Annotated in this window: 15 protein-coding genes, 1 tRNA gene and 1 pseudogene; 9 read left to right on the top strand and 8 right to left on the bottom strand. The window is 63.8% G+C overall.

Annotation, left to right across the window (positions count from 1 at the left end):
• Positions 1–15: 15 nt before the first annotated feature.
• The gene (locus ACFVSJ_RS20845; protein WP_387438987.1) at positions 16–723 is read right to left on the bottom strand and encodes a phosphatase PAP2 family protein; all 708 of its coding nucleotides are present in this window, start codon (positions 721–723) and stop codon (positions 16–18) included.
• Between the two features lie 150 nt (positions 724–873).
• A complete protein-coding gene (locus ACFVSJ_RS20840) occupies positions 874–2,001 on the bottom strand; it encodes an aromatic acid exporter family protein (RefSeq protein WP_387438986.1) in 1,128 nt (375 codons plus the stop codon).
• Positions 2,002–2,234: 233 nt separating this feature from the next.
• On the opposite strand from ACFVSJ_RS20840, the gene pstS reads away from it, so the two are divergent.
• The 4 genes from pstS (at position 2,235) to pstB (ending at position 6,358) form a co-directional block, all read left to right on the top strand.
• Entirely contained in the window at positions 2,235–3,356 is a 1,122-nt protein-coding gene (gene pstS / locus ACFVSJ_RS20835; protein WP_387438985.1) for a phosphate ABC transporter substrate-binding protein PstS, read from the top strand.
• A gap of 131 nt (positions 3,357–3,487) precedes the next feature.
• Positions 3,488–4,420: a phosphate ABC transporter permease subunit PstC gene (gene pstC, locus ACFVSJ_RS20830; protein WP_387438984.1), complete on the top strand. Its 933-nt coding sequence runs from the start codon at positions 3,488–3,490 to the stop codon at positions 4,418–4,420.
• Positions 4,421–5,524, top strand: coding sequence for a phosphate ABC transporter permease PstA (pstA, locus tag ACFVSJ_RS20825; protein ID WP_387438983.1), 1,104 nt, complete (start codon positions 4,421–4,423; stop codon positions 5,522–5,524).
• Positions 5,525–5,578: 54 nt separating this feature from the next.
• A complete protein-coding gene (pstB, locus tag ACFVSJ_RS20820) occupies positions 5,579–6,358 on the top strand; it encodes a phosphate ABC transporter ATP-binding protein PstB (RefSeq protein WP_387438981.1) in 780 nt (259 codons plus the stop codon).
• Positions 6,359–6,541: 183 nt separating this feature from the next.
• On the opposite strand, the gene ACFVSJ_RS20815 is transcribed toward pstB, so the two are convergent.
• The 3 genes from ACFVSJ_RS20815 to ACFVSJ_RS20805 form a co-directional block, all read right to left on the bottom strand.
• The gene (locus ACFVSJ_RS20815; protein ID WP_387438980.1) at positions 6,542–7,558 is read right to left on the bottom strand and encodes an anion permease; all 1,017 of its coding nucleotides are present in this window, start codon (positions 7,556–7,558) and stop codon (positions 6,542–6,544) included.
• Between the two features lies 1 nt (position 7,559).
• Positions 7,560–8,177, bottom strand: a complete 618-nt coding sequence (locus tag ACFVSJ_RS20810) for a DUF47 domain-containing protein (RefSeq protein ID WP_387438979.1) — start codon at positions 8,175–8,177, stop codon at positions 7,560–7,562.
• A gap of 339 nt (positions 8,178–8,516) precedes the next feature.
• A complete protein-coding gene (locus ACFVSJ_RS20805) occupies positions 8,517–9,176 on the bottom strand; it encodes a hypothetical protein (protein ID WP_387438978.1) in 660 nt (219 codons plus the stop codon).
• Between the two features lie 237 nt (positions 9,177–9,413).
• Between ACFVSJ_RS20805 and ACFVSJ_RS20800 the strand changes: the two genes are divergently transcribed.
• Both ACFVSJ_RS20800 and ACFVSJ_RS20795 read left to right on the top strand, forming a co-directional pair.
• A tRNA-Lys gene (locus ACFVSJ_RS20800) sits at positions 9,414–9,486 on the top strand.
• A gap of 170 nt (positions 9,487–9,656) precedes the next feature.
• Positions 9,657–11,180, top strand: a complete 1,524-nt coding sequence (locus tag ACFVSJ_RS20795; RefSeq protein WP_387438977.1) for an alpha-N-arabinofuranosidase — start codon at positions 9,657–9,659, stop codon at positions 11,178–11,180.
• A 22-nt stretch (positions 11,181–11,202) separates the two neighbouring features.
• On the opposite strand, the gene ACFVSJ_RS20790 is transcribed toward ACFVSJ_RS20795, so the two are convergent.
• Positions 11,203–11,571 carry a hypothetical protein gene (locus tag ACFVSJ_RS20790; RefSeq protein ID WP_387438976.1) on the bottom strand — a complete coding sequence of 123 codons (369 nt, stop codon included), beginning with the start codon at positions 11,569–11,571 and terminating at the stop codon, positions 11,203–11,205.
• 115 nt (positions 11,572–11,686) lie between these two features.
• Complete coding sequence (locus tag ACFVSJ_RS20785) at positions 11,687–11,956, bottom strand: hypothetical protein (RefSeq protein ID WP_387438975.1); 270 nt, start codon at positions 11,954–11,956, stop codon at positions 11,687–11,689.
• 158 nt (positions 11,957–12,114) lie between these two features.
• Between ACFVSJ_RS20785 and ACFVSJ_RS20780 the strand changes: the two genes are divergently transcribed.
• The 3 genes from ACFVSJ_RS20780 to ACFVSJ_RS20770 all read left to right on the top strand — a co-directional run bounded on the left by ACFVSJ_RS20780 (position 12,115) and on the right by ACFVSJ_RS20770 (position 15,563).
• Positions 12,115–13,119 carry a LacI family DNA-binding transcriptional regulator gene (locus ACFVSJ_RS20780; RefSeq protein ID WP_387438974.1) on the top strand — a complete coding sequence of 335 codons (1,005 nt, stop codon included), beginning with the start codon at positions 12,115–12,117 and terminating at the stop codon, positions 13,117–13,119.
• Positions 13,120–13,135: 16 nt separating this feature from the next.
• Entirely contained in the window at positions 13,136–14,239 is a 1,104-nt protein-coding gene (locus ACFVSJ_RS20775; RefSeq protein ID WP_387438973.1) for a D-TA family PLP-dependent enzyme, read from the top strand.
• 91 nt (positions 14,240–14,330) lie between these two features.
• A complete protein-coding gene (locus ACFVSJ_RS20770) occupies positions 14,331–15,563 on the top strand; it encodes an ATP-binding protein (RefSeq protein ID WP_387438972.1) in 1,233 nt (410 codons plus the stop codon).
• A 99-nt stretch (positions 15,564–15,662) separates the two neighbouring features.
• On the opposite strand, the pseudogene ACFVSJ_RS20765 reads toward ACFVSJ_RS20770, so the two are convergent.
• Positions 15,663–15,789: pseudogene (locus ACFVSJ_RS20765) on the bottom strand (D-glycerate dehydrogenase); the annotation flags it as partial.

Raw genomic sequence — 15,789 nt, 5'->3', positions numbered from 1 at the left:
GGCGGATCAGGCCCCCTAAACCGCCCGCCCGTGCCGTGCCGCATCCACGAACACCGCCAGGCCCAGCACGCCGAGCGCCACCCCCACCGAAGCCACCACGTCAGTCAGCCAGTGGTACCCCAGGTACATCCGGCTGTAGGCGACCAGCAGCGTGAGCAGAGCGGCCCCGGCGTAGGCGAGTACCGCCGTCGTACGCGTACCGGAACGCGAGACAAGCAAGTAGGCGAGGACGGAAGCGAAAACCGCCGCGCCGAGGGTGTGGCCGGAGGGGAAGGACAGGGCGTCGTCGGGGCCCATCAGGAAGTCCGACGACGGCGGCCGGTTCCGGGAAACGTCGAGCTTGATGACGGTGGCGAGGATCACCGAAAGAACCATCGCGCCAAGAAGGACGGCGGGCCGCCAGAGTTCGCGCTTCCAGGCAGACCAAACCACCGCCACCAGCCCGCCAACCACGGACATCACCGTGGGGGAGGTTAATTCCGAAACCGCGCCAAGGAACGCAGTGGAAGCGGGGCTGCGCGAATCCACCACGAAGGTGTGCACCGTGCCGTCAAGGGTGGCAAGTCCGCTGGAGGACAGCACAGCGGCGAACATCAGCCAGAACACCACGTCTCCGGCAACGAAGAGCGCACCCGCGCACAAGAAGAGAAGGCGCTGGCGCAACCGGAGTGCGGGGGCCGGCCTGAAGCGCATGAAGGATCGCACTGGCGAAGCAGGAAGCATCGGTCCATTATCCACAGCGCATATGGGACTTCGCTGGGAAGCCCCCCGAGATGGCATTTGATGCCAATGTTTCGGCGCGGGATTGTCATCAAATGCCATCTCGGCGCGGGCCTCTCGAAAGGCGGCGGGCCCCTCCAAAGGCGGCGGGCTCTACAGCGGCGGGAGCACCGCGCGGGCCTCTTCCGGTTCCAGTCCGCTCGCTTCCAGCAGGTCCACCATGAGCGGCCGGAACAGCATCACCACGGTTTCTCCCTCCAGCCGGTGCACGTCCAGCATCTTGGGGTGCAGCCGTGAGGCGATCATGGTGAGGTCGGATCGGGCCCGGCGCATGTGTGCCCGGCGGGTTCCTTCGCTCTGCTCAGACAAACCAATGGTCAGCTCGTCGATCGCGGCGGCCGTCTCCATGAGGACTTCGGAGATGCTGTCCAGGGCTTCGTCGGACAACGCCGCGTGGTTGATGGCGCTGGTTAGCCGCCGAGCGAACACCCGGCTGTTACGCAGTGCGAGATCGATGTACTCCAGGGAATGTTCCAGGCTGGCGAGTTCGTCGCGGTGCCGTCGGTGGGCCGGGGCGAGCGTGGCCACCTCGCCCGAGGCCCGCAGGGTCTGCCGCATCCGGTCCACCAGCGGCTGGCAATTCCGGCCGCGGATGAGGGCATGCCAGGCCGTGGTCGAATCGCTGTCCACCATGGCCTTGGCACACTCACGCAGGATCTCGGCCAGCTCGTGCAGGATCTTTTGGATGTCCTTCCGCGGCTCCCGTCGAGGATCCTTCGGCACCAGGATGGTCACCAGGAGTGCGAACACGCCACCCACCACGGCATCCAGGCTGCGCGTGAACGGCCCGCCGGCCGGTGCCGGCAGCAGCACCACCAGCAACGACTGCAGTCCCAGTTGGGTGGTGAAGATCGTGCCGCTGTCCAGGAACCTGGCCAGCAGGATCGAGAAAAGAAGTACGACGGCGGCCTGCCAGATCCCGGCGCCCAGCCAGTGGAGCAGGAGGTCGCCAACCACGATGCCGAGTGTGCAGCCCAGTCCCACTTCGATCACGCGACGGAGGCGGGGATCGCGGGAGAAGCCCAAGGCAATCAAGGACGACGTGGCTGCGAACAGCGGCCCTTGGTGCCCCAGGATGTATTCGGCGAAGGCGTAGGCGCCCACCGCGCACACGGTCATTTGGATGGCAGGCATCAGGGAAGTCCGGCTTCGGACGAGTCCTGTCCGCAAACGGGTACGGACAAACCTCTTGCTTGCGGAAAGTCCCTTCGAGGCGGCCATGCCCTCCAGTCTATTTGCCGGAGCGCAGCCACGAACGGCAACCGGCACCCCGCTCAAGGTGGCGCGCGCCACATAACCCAATGGTCCGCCGTCGTTCACTTCCCGTTCACTTTGCACCACAGGTCCCGTTACCTGCGCTCCTTACCGTCAGTAAAGGCACAAAAGGTCCTAGATCACTCACGCCGGAACTCCGTTCGGCAGCATCTGAAAATCCCTGGAAGGGGCACATTCAAGTGAAGGCAACTCACTTCGGCCGCAACGCGGCAATCGCGGTCATCGCAGCAGGCGCCCTGGCGCTCACCGCTTGTGGTTCGGACAACGCAACGGGCACCACCCCGGGTACCCAGTCCTCCGCTGCCGGCACCAAGGTCACCGGTACGCTCACCGGCATCGGCGCTTCCTCCACCGGCGCAGCCATGGACGCATGGAAGGCCGGCTTCGCCGCCGCCAACCAGGGCGCCACCGTGCAGTACTCCCCGGATGGTTCCGGTGCAGGCCGGAAGGCCATCATCGACGGCTCGGCCCAGTTCGCCGGTTCGGACGCCTACCTCAAGGACGATGAGCTTGAGGCTTCCAAGGCCAAGTGCGGCCCCGAGGGTGCAATCAACATCCCGGTCTACATCTCCCCGATCGCAGTCGCTTTCAACGTTCCGGGCATCACCGAGCTGAAGCTTGACGCCACCACGGTTGCCAAGATCTTCCGTGGCCAGATCACCAACTGGAACGACCCCGCCATTGCAGCCCTGAACGCCGGCGTCTCCCTGCCGGACCTGAAGGTCACCCCGGTCAACCGCTCTGACGACTCCGGCACCACCTCCAACTTCACCGACTACCTCGCATCGGCTGCACCCGAGGTCTGGACCGACAAGGCTGCCGGCGTTTGGCCCGCATCCCTCAAGGGCGAGAACGCCAAGGGCACCTCCGGCGTCGTCAAGACCGTCACTGACACCGCCGGTGCCGTGACCTACGCTGATGACTCCGCTGTCTCCGGCAAGCTGGGCACCGCCTCCATCAAGGTTGGCGAAGAGTTCGTGAAGATCTCCGCTGACGCAGCAGCCAAGGCTGTTGAAGCCGGCAAGTCTGTTGACGGCCGCGCAAGCAACGACGTTGCCATCAAGCTGGACCGCAAGACCACCGCTTCCGGCGCCTACCCGGTGGTGCTCGTTTCCTACCACGTAGTCTGCACCACCTACGAAACCAAGGCTGTTGCTGACCTGGTCAAGGCCTTCGAAACCTACGTCGTCTCCGACGAGGGCCAGAAGACCGCTGCTGACGCAGCAAAGTCCGCACCGCTCTCCAAGACGCTGCAGGACAAGGCCAAGGCCGCCATCGAAACCGTCAAGGCCAAGTCCTAAGGGCTTTCGCCAAGAGCACGGCTGAACACTGAAGTTCCCTGTCCCGCTCGCCGGTGGCCACAACGCCACGGTGGCGGGGCAGGGAACTTAGCCATGTAAGACCAGTTCACTCCAGACTGAAGGATCGTGAAGTGACCACCAACTCCCTGACAACCTCCCAAGGCGCAGGCCGCGCCGGGGACAAGGTTTTCTCCGGGGCCGCCTTGGCCGCAGGGTGCCTGATTCTCGCGGTTCTCTTCGGAGTCGCGTTGTTCCTCGTGGTTCAGGCCATCCCCGCGCTCGTCGCTCCGGCTGAAAGCATCCAAGGCGGGCACGGCTTCTTTGCCTACATCGCCCCGATCGTCGTCGGTACGCTCATTGCCGCCGTGATCGCCCTCGTCATCGCCACCCCCGTGGCCATTGGCGTGGCACTGTTCATCTCGCACTACGCCTCCCGCCGCCTGGCCTCGGGCCTCGGCTACGTGGTGGACCTCCTCGCTGCCATCCCCTCCGTGGTCTACGGCGCCTGGGGCGCTGCCTTCCTGGCCAAGGAAATCTCCCCGGCCTACGACTGGCTGGCCAACAACCTGGGCTGGATTCCGATCTTCCAGGGCCCGGCTTCGGCCACCGGCAAGACCATCCTGACTGCCGGCATCGTCCTGTCCGTCATGGTCCTTCCGATCATCACTTCCCTCTCCCGCGAAATCTTCCTGCAGACCCCCAAGCTGCACGAGGAAGCCGCACTGGCACTGGGAGCAACCCGCTGGGAAATGATCAAGATGGCTGTGCTGCCCTTCGGCCGTCCCGGCATCATCAGCGCGATCATGCTTGGCTTGGGCCGTGCACTTGGTGAAACCATGGCCGTGGCCCTGGTGCTCTCCTCGGGGGCCCTGACTGCGAGCCTGATCCAGTCCGGCAACCAGACCATCGCTGCTGAAATCGCGCTGAACTTCCCGGAGGCCAGCGGCATCAAGGTGAACACGCTGATCGCCGCCGGCCTGGTCCTGTTCGTCATCACCCTTGGTGTGAACATGATCGCACGCTGGATCATCACCAAGCACAAAGAATTCTCGGGAGCCAACTAAATGACCGCCACAGTAGTCCGCAAGCGCTCCGCGCTCACCAAGGGCCAACTGCCGAAGTTCGCGCCCTACATCGTCCTGGCCGTTGCGCTCATCCTTGGTGCAGCCATCCTGGCCCTCATCGGCTTCAACGCCTTCGGTTGGGGACTGGTCTCGGCCATCCTGTTCACCGTCGGCCTGGTGGCCTGGAGCGGCGCAGTCGAGGGTGCCCGCAAGGCCAAGGACAAGCTGGCTACCTGCCTCGTGGTGGGTGCCTTCCTGATCGCGCTGCTTCCACTGGTCTCGGTCATCTGGACCGTGCTGGTGAACGGTATCCCCGGCCTGGTCACGCCCGGCTTCCTGGGCACCTCCATGAACGGTGTTACCGGCGCCTTCGACAACAAGGCGGCAGAGGAGGGCGGAAAGGTCCTCGGCGGCATCTACCACGCGCTGCTCGGCACCATCCAGATCACCCTGCTGGCCACCATCATCTCGGTGCCGGTTGGCCTGCTGACCGCCATCTACCTCGTGGAATACGGCAACGACCGTCCGCTGGCCCGCGCCATCACGTTCTTCGTGGACGTCATGACCGGTATCCCGTCCATCGTGGCCGGCCTCTTCGCGGCAGCGTTTTTCTTCGCGGTGGTCGGCCCCGGCACCAAGACCGGTGCGGTAGCCGCCGTCGCGCTTTCCGTCCTGATGATCCCGGTGGTGGTCCGCTCCAGCGAGGAAATGCTCAAGATCGTCCCGAACGAGCTCCGCGAAGCTTCCTACGCGCTTGGCGTCCGCAAGTGGCGCACCATTGTGAAGGTGGTAATTCCGACGGCGATCTCCGGCATCGCGTCCGGTGTCACCTTGGCGATCGCCCGGGTCATCGGCGAAACCGCGCCGATCCTGGTCACCGCCGGTTTCGCCACCACCATCAACAACAACGTGTTCGGCGGCTGGATGGCCTCCCTGCCCACGTTCATCTACACGCAGATCCTGAACCCGACGTCGCCGTCCAACCCTGGTCCCTCGGACCAGCGTGCCTGGGGCGCCGCTTTGGTGCTGATCATCCTGGTGATGCTCCTGAACCTCGGAGCACGCCTCATTGCCCGCATCTTCGCTCCCAAGACGGGCCGGTAACCGCCAGCGGTTACCCATAGAAACTTCCAGACCCCCAAGGAACAAAGGAACATCATGTCCAAGCGCATCGACGTCAAAGACTTGAATGTCTACTACGGCAACTTCCTTGCCGTTGAAGGCGTCAACATCAACATCGAAGCCAAGTCCGTTACGGCCTTCATCGGCCCGTCCGGTTGCGGCAAGTCCACTTTCCTCCGCACCCTGAACCGCATGCACGAGGTCCTTCCCGGCGCACGCGTCGAGGGCGAAGTGCTGCTCGACGGCGACAACCTGTACGGTCCCGGCGTCGACCCCGTGACCGTCCGCACCCAGGTGGGCATGGTCTTCCAGCGCCCCAACCCGTTCCCCACCATGTCCATCCGGGACAACGTCCTGGCCGGCGTGAAGCTGAACAACAAGAAGATCTCCAAGGGCGCAGCCGATGCCCTCGTTGAGAAGTCCCTGGTTGGCGCCAACCTGTGGAACGAGGTCAAGGACCGCCTGGACAAGCCCGGTTCCGGTCTCTCCGGCGGCCAGCAGCAGCGTCTGTGCATTGCCCGAGCCATCGCCGTCGAGCCCCAGGTGATCCTCATGGACGAGCCCTGCTCCGCCCTGGACCCTATCTCCACGCTGGCCGTGGAAGACCTCATCAACGAGCTCAAGGACCAGTACACCGTGGTGATCGTTACCCACAACATGCAGCAGGCCGCCCGCGTGTCCGACAAGACCGCGTTCTTCAACATCGCGGGCACCGGCAAGCCAGGCAAGCTCATCGAGTTCGCCGACACCACGTCCATCTTCAACAACCCGTCCCAGAAGGCCACCGAGGACTACGTCTCCGGTCGCTTCGGATAGGGGTTCCGCAGGCTCCGGCTTCATGGGGGAGCCGGCGAATGACGACGGCGGCCGTCGCCTTGGGGGTACGGCCGCCGTCGTTTTTTCGTACCCAACTTCCGTACCCAAGTAGGTCGCAGATCAGGTCGTTCCCAGCGCTGAGAACGACGTCAACTGCGACCCAGTTGGGCGGGCGGGGTGGGGTTAGAGGTCCGCGAGGGGTGAGAAGGCCAGTTCCAGGATGAACGCGATGGCCGCAGTGATCACGGGAGTGACAACCCAGAAGATGAGGATCCTCCGGACCAGGCGCCGGTTGGTCACATGGAAACGTTGGTTGGTCCCTGCTCCCAGGGCCGAGGCCGTCAAGGTGTGCGTGGTGGAGAGCGGGAATTGCAGCCCGATAGCACCCACGAACAGCATCACCGAGGTCAACGTCTGCGCCACAAAGCCCCGCAGGGGGTCGATCCGGATCATCCGGTAGCCAAGGTTGTGGGAGATCCGCCAGCCTCCGAACAGAGTCCCGGCTGTCAGCATGAGCGCCGTAAGGAAGAGGATCCAGAAAGGTACGCTGTCGCCGGATTCCAGTCCTGCCGCCACCAGCGCCAGGAGGAGGACCGCCGTCGTGCGTTGGCCGTCCTGCAGCCCGTGACCGAACGCAACAGCCGCCGAGGAGACAGCCTGGGCACGCCGGAAGCGTCGGTTGATCACGTTCGGCTGGGCGTAGCGGGCCGCCCACGTCACTGGCCAAACCAGCAGGTACGCGGCAATGAACGCGATGACCGGCGACACGACCAGGGGCAGCACCACCTGGGTCAGCAGCAGGGAATCCACGCCGTCAACGAAGTTGCCGCCCACCAGTACGCTCGCGGTTCCGGCCCCGATGAGCCCGCCCATGAGCGAGTTCGTGGAGGACAAGGGAATGCCGCGCCACCACGCGTAGACGCCCCAGAGAATTGCAGCAGCCAAGGCCGAGGCGAGCATGGTCATGCCACTGGTCCCGGACGGAAGGTTGATCCACGATTGCGTGAAGGCAAGCACGAAGCTGCCGCTCAGCATGGCTCCCACGAAGTTGAAGATGACCGCCAGGAGCACGGCAATGGACGGCGTGAGGGCGCGCGTCCTCGTGGAAAGCGCGACGGCGTTCGAGACGTCGCGGAAGCCGTTCAGGAACGCGAATCCTGCGGCCAAGCCCACCACAAGGACCAGGATGGCAGTGGTCACGTCATGATTCCTTGACGATGATGCTGCCTACTTGGGTCGCGATCTTCCGCATGTCCTTGGTGACTTCCACCAGTTGATTGGCGATGTCCCGGTGCCGTGCGTACTGCGTGGACTTCATGTCCTTCAGCATTTCGGCTACCCAGATCCGGTGCGTCCGCTCGGCCCGCTTGGCGAGCCGCAGGATCTCGATCCAGTAGTCTTCGAGTTCGTCGAGGTCCTCGAGCTTCCGCATCGCATCGACGGTGAGTTCGGCCTGGCGGCTGATGATTTCCAGCTGGTCGGCGGCACGCTTGGGCAGGCGGTCCAGTTTGTACAGGGCCACGAGTTCACCCGCGGCGTCCAGCTTCTCCATGGCCTCGTTGAGGTGCCGGGACAGCGTGTACATGTCCTCGCGGGGGAGCGGGTTCACGAAGCTCGTGCGCATGTGCGTCAAGAGTGCGAAGTGCAGGTCCAGCGACTTCGACTCGTGTTCGTGCAGTTCCTCGCTGAGCCGTTCATGCTCGCTGGCCGGTGCGCCGAGGATCTCCGAGAGGGTGCCCGTGGCCGACACCATGACGCCGGCCATCTGCGCGAGCAGTACCAGCCCGGCGGGTTCCTGGGGGAAAAGGCGCAGCTTCATGTCGCTTTCCGGTCTGGGGACGGATGGGCGGCGGGCAGCTTGACTTGACGCTTCCCGTTTCGGTCATAACTTTACCGGTACGACGTGGGAGGGTGTTGCGGCGTCATTGTCCACTGTTGGGAAGCTCACCCTGACGCCGGGCATGAAAATGGTGCCGAACCGGATACGCCTCTCGGCGGTAGGCCGCTCGAAGCGGCTATAAGTTGAAGCCCGGGGGTTTCGCGGTTCGACACCAACTTCAGTTTTCTACGTACCCCGGGCTAAGTCAACATTGACAGCAGGGGCCGGAAGTGGGTAACTTCCGGCCCCTGTGTCGGCTGCTGTCCCTTGTTTGGAGGGCTAATCCAGTTCGCCTAAACGCCAGGCGTTGGCGGCGTGCTCCAAGTCCTCGGCGGTCTTCACCAGTTGGTGGGAATTGCGTGTCAGCTTGCTGGCGTGGCCCTCGTTGCTGTGCTCCGCTCCGTCCGCCAGAGTCGCCTGGCCGAGAGCCACAACGCGGCAAAACGCAGCGGAACGTTCAAGCGCGACGTCGAAATCGCCGTCGAAAGCTCCTGACAAAATGGCGTCTGCCATGGTCTTCATTTCATCTGCGCCAGGCGGCTCGGCCGCACCAGCCACGACGTTGGCAACCTGGGCCGTGTCCCGTCCGGCCCGGAAATATACGGAGATCCGTTCCGGGTTCTGGATGGTGGCAGCGCGGAGTGCGTAGAGGCGCCACAGTGCGCCGGGGAGGGAGCGCGCAGGGCTTTCGGCCCACATTTCGGCAATGGCGTCGAGGCCCTGCTCGTCAGCGAGCTTGACCAGCCTGCGGGTGACCTTGGGATCGTCGCTGTCGCGGCCGCGTCTCACCAATGCCTGGGCGGCAAGGTGGGCTGCCTCCGACACACGGGCGGGATCGGCGCCTCCGGCGAACGGTTCGAAATCTATGGGCGCGAATGGCTTGGGTTTGTGGTGCCTGTTGGCTCCGCCGTACGCGCGTGGTCCTGGCTGTTCGCTCATGAGTTCACCGTACTCCTGTGCCCTGACGGGGTCGAGTAACGGTTGCTGGGGCTGGCCTTCGCCACAGGGTGTGCCGCCGCGACCCACTTTGCCGCCGCCGGTGGACCGACACGCCGTCCTGGCCGCGCGCCGCCGTCGTACGTCGCCCAAAGTGGGTGGTGGCGGTACACGCGCCCGCCGGTTCTGTTGCTCCGGCGGCTGTGGGGTACAGTATTCATGGCTGTTTCTACAGCTGGAGGGCCTTTAGCTCAGTTGGTAGAGCATCGGACTTTTAATCCGTGGGTCGTGGGTTCGATCCCCACAGGGCCCACCCTCCGGAAGCCCCCGGGACCACGTGGTCCCGGGGGCTTTTCATTTGCCCGCGGCCGGGCGCCGCGAGATGCCGCGCAGAAACCCCTTGACGCATGAACCAAGGACCAGTCAGCATAGTTTCTACAACGTTGTAGATCGTGCAAGCAAACCACACCTAAGGACGCCCGCTTGGAAACCCCGGAAAACCCCATTGCCAAAATCACCATCGACCCCGCGTTCGTCGTGGGCCCTGTGCGCAGGAAGACGTTCGGCGCGTTCGTCGAGCACCTGGGCCGCTGTGTCTACACGGGCATCTTCGAGCCGGACCACCCCACAGCAGACGAGGAAGGCTTCCGCAAGGACGTCCTGGAACTGACCAAGGAACTCGGCGTCTCCACGGTCCGCTATCCGGGCGGCAACTTCGTCTCCGGGTATCGCTGGGAAGACGGCGTGGGACCCAAGGACGAACGCCCCACGCGGCTGGACCTCGCTTGGCACTCCACGGACCCCAACCTGGTGGGCGTGGACGAGTTCGCTGCGTGGTCCGCCAAGGCCGGCGTGGAACCCATGATGGCCGTCAACCTGGGCACCCGTGGAACCCAGGAGGCGCTGGATCTGCTGGAGTACTCCAACATCAAGGGTGGAACAGCCCTTTCTGAACAGCGCAAGGCGAATGGCGCCGTCGAACCCCACAACATCAGCATGTGGTGCCTCGGCAACGAGATGGATGGCTTCTGGCAGATCGGCCACAAAAAGGCGGGGGAGTACGCGCGCTTGGCTGCCGAAACGGCACGCGCCATGCGCATGGTCAACCCGGACCTGGAACTGGTGGCCTGCGGAAGTTCCGGCCCGAACATCCCCACCTTCGGTGAGTGGGAACGCGTAGTCCTCAACGAAACCTACGAACTGGTGGACCTGATCTCGGCACACCAGTACTTCGAGGACTTCGGCGACCTGCAGGAGCACCTCTCGGCAGGCCACCGGATGGAGGCCTTCATCACGGATTTGGTCTCCCACATCGATCACGTGAAGTCGGCCACCAAGTCCGAAAAGCAGGTCAACATCTCCTTCGACGAGTGGAACGTGTGGCACATGTCCCGCGACGAATCGAAGGTGCCCACCGGGGACGATTGGCCCGTGGCCCCCGTGCTGCTGGAGGACCGCTACACCGTGGCCGACGCCGTGGTGGTGGGCGACCTGCTCATCACGCTCTTGCGCCACACGGACCGGGTCCACTCAGCCAGCCTCGCGCAGTTGGTCAACGTCATCGCCCCGATCATGACCGAACCCGGTGGCCGTGCCTGGAAGCAGACCACGTTCCACCCGTTCGCGCTCACCTCACGGCATGCCTCGGGCCAGGTGCTCAACCTCGCCGTCGAATCCGCGCGGCTGGACAGCGAAAAGACGGCAAACTTCGCGGCATTGTCCGCCGTGGCTACTTTCGACGCCGACGCCGGGGAAGCGGTGGTGTTCGCCGTCAACCGCTCGACGGCGGACGCCCTCACCTTGGATGCCGCCGTCGGCAACTTGGGCGCAACCCGCATCCTCGAAGCCGTGACTTACACGAACAAGGACCCGTACTGGCAAGCGACAGCGGACGATTCGACGTCGGTGCTGCCGTCGGAGAACGTCAGTGTGAAGCTCGACGACGGCAAACTCACCGCGGAACTGCCGGCGGTCAGCTGGAGCATGATCCGCTTGCAACTGGGCTAGCCTTCAGCCAGGCCAACCCAAACTACGCAATTGCCTGCGAGCCGTCCTGGAAAACCGGGAACAGGGAGATCGGCGTGACGGTCGCCGGCTTCGGTTCCTCCACAAGAACCGGGGCCGGTGCCTCGCTGCCGGCCGGGACGATCTCCACGGACTCCATGTCCAGGAGCCGACGGTTCCCGCCGTCATCCTGCAGCCAGAACAGGCCTGTCCCCGCGACGGTCTTCACCACGGTTCCCCGGTGATACAGGCGCCCGTTGTGCCAGGCCTCGATGTGTTCCCCGGCATTGAGCGCGTGTGGTTCCGGTTCGCTGTCCGGCAACGTCCCGAAAGCCTGTGCCAAGCTGGCTTGTGTCTTCAGCGCCTGGAACAGGTCTGTATTTGCGATGCCCATGATTGCTCCCCTTAGCCTGCTTCTCTTGGCTTTGGGTCCCAGCTTTTCGCATTCATGTTGCAGGCTGATTGCAAGGTGATGAGCGCTGTGTGACAGCTGCGGCGAAACGGGTTTTTTACGGTGAATCCAGGCCGAGTTCGTCGGCATAGGGCGCATGGGGGCCGGTTGGGCTGTCCCACAGCTCGTTTGCCGCGAAGGCCAGGATGTCGCGCTGGAACGACGGGATGGAGAGAACGCCTTGAAGGTAGGCCTCGACCTCGAGTTCGCCCATGGATCCGCCGACCGCGACGTAATGGAGCCACAGCGATTCGGTACTGATGCTTCCGGCCGTCAGCACTGCTTGGAGCCCCCGGCTCTGCTCAGGTTCATTGCTGTCGAAGCCCATGTCCCGTGCCTTGATGATCGCCGGTGCCCGGGAATCGCTAGATAACCGAGCATTTCCTCCAGACTAGCCGTTACGCGCGGGTAGGCACAGTTTCCTAGGATGGATTCAAAGATTCCTCACATTTGCAACGCTGGAACCCGAACCGAAGGAGCGCCTCGATGGCCGTCACCATGAACGACGTCGCGCGGGCCGCGGGCGTTTCCCTGAAGACGGTCTCCAACGTCATCAACAACTACGAGTTCATTCGGCCCGCCACCAAGCAGCGTGTCCTGGATGCCATCAAGGAACTCGGCTACGAAGCCAACCTGACCGCCCGCAGCCTGCGCTCCGGAAAGACCAGCATGCTCGGTTTGGTCCTCGCCGATCTCAACGTCCCCTACTATGCGGAACTTGCCAGCGACGTCATGAAGGCGGCGTGGGCACGGGGATACCGGGTGCTGGTGGAACAGTCCGGCAACGAGGCCGACCACGAACGCGCAGCACTCCAGGGCCAGTTCCGCAGCCTCACCGACGGGCTCCTGTTCATCCCCCTCGCCCTCGACGCGGACCAGATCATCCAAGCGGCGGGCAAGAAGCCGCTGGTGCTCCTCGGCGAGTACGTGCAGGATTCCCGGCTGGATATGGTCCTCATCCGGAACCACGACGCGGCAGCGGCCGTCACCACGCACCTGCTGTCCGGCGGCCGCCGTCGTATTGCGGTTTTGGGCGCGCACGACGCCGATACCACCGGGTCCAGCGGCCTACGCCTTGCCGGGTACAAGGCTGCGCTCGCTGCCGCGGGCGTGGATTACGATCCCGCCTTGGTGGTTGCCTGCGATTGGCGGCGGGACGGGGGTGCCGACGCGATCGGGCGGCTGTTGGACAGCGGCATCGCTTTCGATGCGGTTTTCGGCCTGAACGACGCCGTTGCCCTCGGCGCGCTGCATGCGTTGCTGGTCCGTGGCAAGAAAGTTCCGGACGAGGTGGCCGTGGCCGGTTTCGATGACATCGACGAGGCCCGGTTCTCCTCGCCGTCGCTCACAACCGTGGCGCCGGGCCGTACGGAAATTGCGGAGCGCGCCGTCGAACTCTTGATCCAGCGGATCGAAGAGAACCGCAGCGTGGCCGCCGGCCAACAGCCGGAAGCAGCGTTTTCGCTCCGCGTCCGGCAGTCGGCTCCGTAGGCGTTACTGTCGAGGGATGAACCAGTTTGTCCCCGCTGAAGTTGTCACGCCCGCTGTCATGATCGACGTCGATATCCTCGACCGGAACATCGAACGCATGGCAGCCAGCATGCTCCAACGAGGACTGCGTTTGCGGCCGCACGTGAAGACGCACAAAACCTTGGAAATCGCGGCCAAGCAGCTCGCTTCCGGAGCGGTTGGGCTCACCGTCGCGACCATCGGTGAGGCCGAGGTATTCGCCGACGGCGGCGCAACGGACATCTTCATCGCCTACCCGTTGTGGGTGGAAGCTTCCCATGCGGAGCGGTTGCGGGCGCTGGCGGCCACGTGCTCCATCGCGGTGGGCGTGGATTCGGCCGAAAGCGCCCGGGAAATGGGAAGGGCACTCGGCACGGGGGCGGGCCACATCAACGTCCTGATCGAGGTGGACAGCGGGCATCACCGCAGCGGTGTGCTGCCCGCGGAAGTCGTGGACGTGGCGCGGGCTGCTGCGGCGGCCGGGCTGAGCGTTGCCGGAGTCTTCACGTTCCCGGGACACAGCTACAAGCCGGGCATGCCGACAGGCGCGGCAAGCAATGAGAACGAGGCGTTGGGCCAGGCTGCCACTGTTTTGTCGGAGGCCGGTTTCGAGGTGCGGACCATCAGCGGCGGGTCCACGCCGACGGCCCTCATCGACTCGGAAACCGTTGCGACCGAGCTGCGGCCAGGCGTCTACGTGTTCGGGGACGCCCAGCAGCTGGAACTCGAACGGTGTTCGTGGGATGACATTGCGTTGACCGTCGCCACCACCGTGGTGAGCCGGCATGAGGCAACGGGCGGGAACGTGCGCCGGATCGTGGTGGATGCGGGAAGCAAGATCCTGGGCAGCGACCGGCCGGACTGGGCTACGGGATATGGCCGGTTGCCCGAATACCCGGAAGCGCGGATCACGGCGTTGTCCGAACATCACGCCACTGTGGTGTGGCCGGACGACGCCGAACTCCCGCCGCTGGGCCAGCGCCTCCGGGTGATCCCCAACCACGTGTGCTTGGCCATGAACCTCGTGGATAAGGTAACTGTTGTCCGCGACGCTGCCGTGGTGGACACGTGGAAGGTCGCGGCGCGGGGGAGGAACAACTAAGAACGAGTGTTGCCATGGACGCGACTTTATCGATGTTGGTTTGCTTTATAAGTATCTAATAAAGTCGACTAAAGCTAGTAAGCTTTGTTCCATGGATCCGGTGAACAACCCCTATACGCCGAATGCGGGTGCGACACCCGAGATAGTCATCGGTCGTGATGAACTCCTTGACGACTTCCATGTGCTGTTGCGCAGGCTCGACAGGGGACGAACCAACCAATCGATGATCATCACCGGGCTCCGCGGCGTGGGGAAAACCGTCCTGCTGGGAGAGTTCCGCCAGATCGCCGAGGAGTTCAAGTGGAAGGTCCTTGAACTCGAAGCCAGCAAACACGACGATGACCATTTCCGCAGAACTATCTACACGCAGCTGCGGGCCGCGCTCTACCAGATCTCGCCTCGGACCAAATGGGGAGACAAGGCCCGGAAAGCTGCCCAGGTCCTGCAGTCTTTCAGTCTGTCCATTGACCCTTCCTCCGGCGTTCCCACGCTGTCCCTCGATGTAGAAGCGGCAGAAGGATTCGCCGACCACGGCAGTCTCAGCCTGGATCTGACGGACGTGTTGGTCTCGATCGGAGAGGCTGCGCGTGATCATGGAACTGGCCTGGTTTTGCTGTTTGACGAAGTCCAGTTCCTGAGCCAGCCACAATTGGAAGCTGTGATCCAGGCGATCCATAAGTCTGTCCAGCGCAAACTTCCCGTAACGTTCGTCGGCGCAGGGTTGCCACAGATCGCTGAACTGGCTGGCGACGCGAAGTCTTACGCAGAGAGACTGTTCAAGTTCCCCAAGATCGGATCCCTTGACGTCGAGGATGCGAAAAAGGCGCTGGCCGAACCTGCACATGTCGAAGATGTGGTGTTCGAGGAAGACGCATTGCTGCGGGCCTTCGAACTAACCGAAGGCTACCCGTACTTCGTGCAAGAACTTGGCTACCAGGTGTGGGCTGTTGCAGAGGGTGACGCGATCACGCTCGAAGATGTCGAAGACGCCAAGGACGCCTACGAAGCTAAACTCGATTCGTCCTTTTTTCGCGTCCGACTCGACCGCGCGACACAGCTTCAGATCGCCTACATGCGGGCCATGGCCCAGCTGGGACCCGAGTCGCAGAAGGCCGCCGATGTCGCCGCCGTCATGGGTCGCGAATCGACACAGCTGGCCCCCACCCGCTCGGAATTGATCAACATGGGCCTTCTCTACACCCCATCCCACGGCTATGCGGGCTTCACTGTGCCTCACTTCGATCGTTTCATGCTCCGGGCCGTGCCACATTTGGACGTGCCACCCGTTCAAAAGCGCCGTTCAAAGCCCAAGAAAAAGGAGTGAGAACCGTCTCTGTTGTGGTGTAGCTTCCGTCTTCAACCACAACTAGCAACGCAAAAGCGGCGGGTGGAGTACTCCACCCGCCGCTTTGGATTTTGCCACTTAGTTGATGGGTGTTGGAGGTTGTTCGCCGGCGAGGACGGCGAGGGTGTTGGTGGCTGCGAGGACGGCCATGGCGGTTCGGGTTTCGACGGTCGCTGAGCCGAGGTGGGGGACGAGGGTGACGTTT

This window comes from Paenarthrobacter sp. NPDC058040 (assembly GCF_042885775.1).
In the GTDB taxonomy this organism is placed as follows: Bacteria; Actinomycetota; Actinomycetes; order Actinomycetales; family Micrococcaceae; genus Arthrobacter.
The sequence above is the reverse complement of the archived record's forward strand: the minus strand, read 5'-3'. Positions and strand labels throughout refer to the sequence as shown.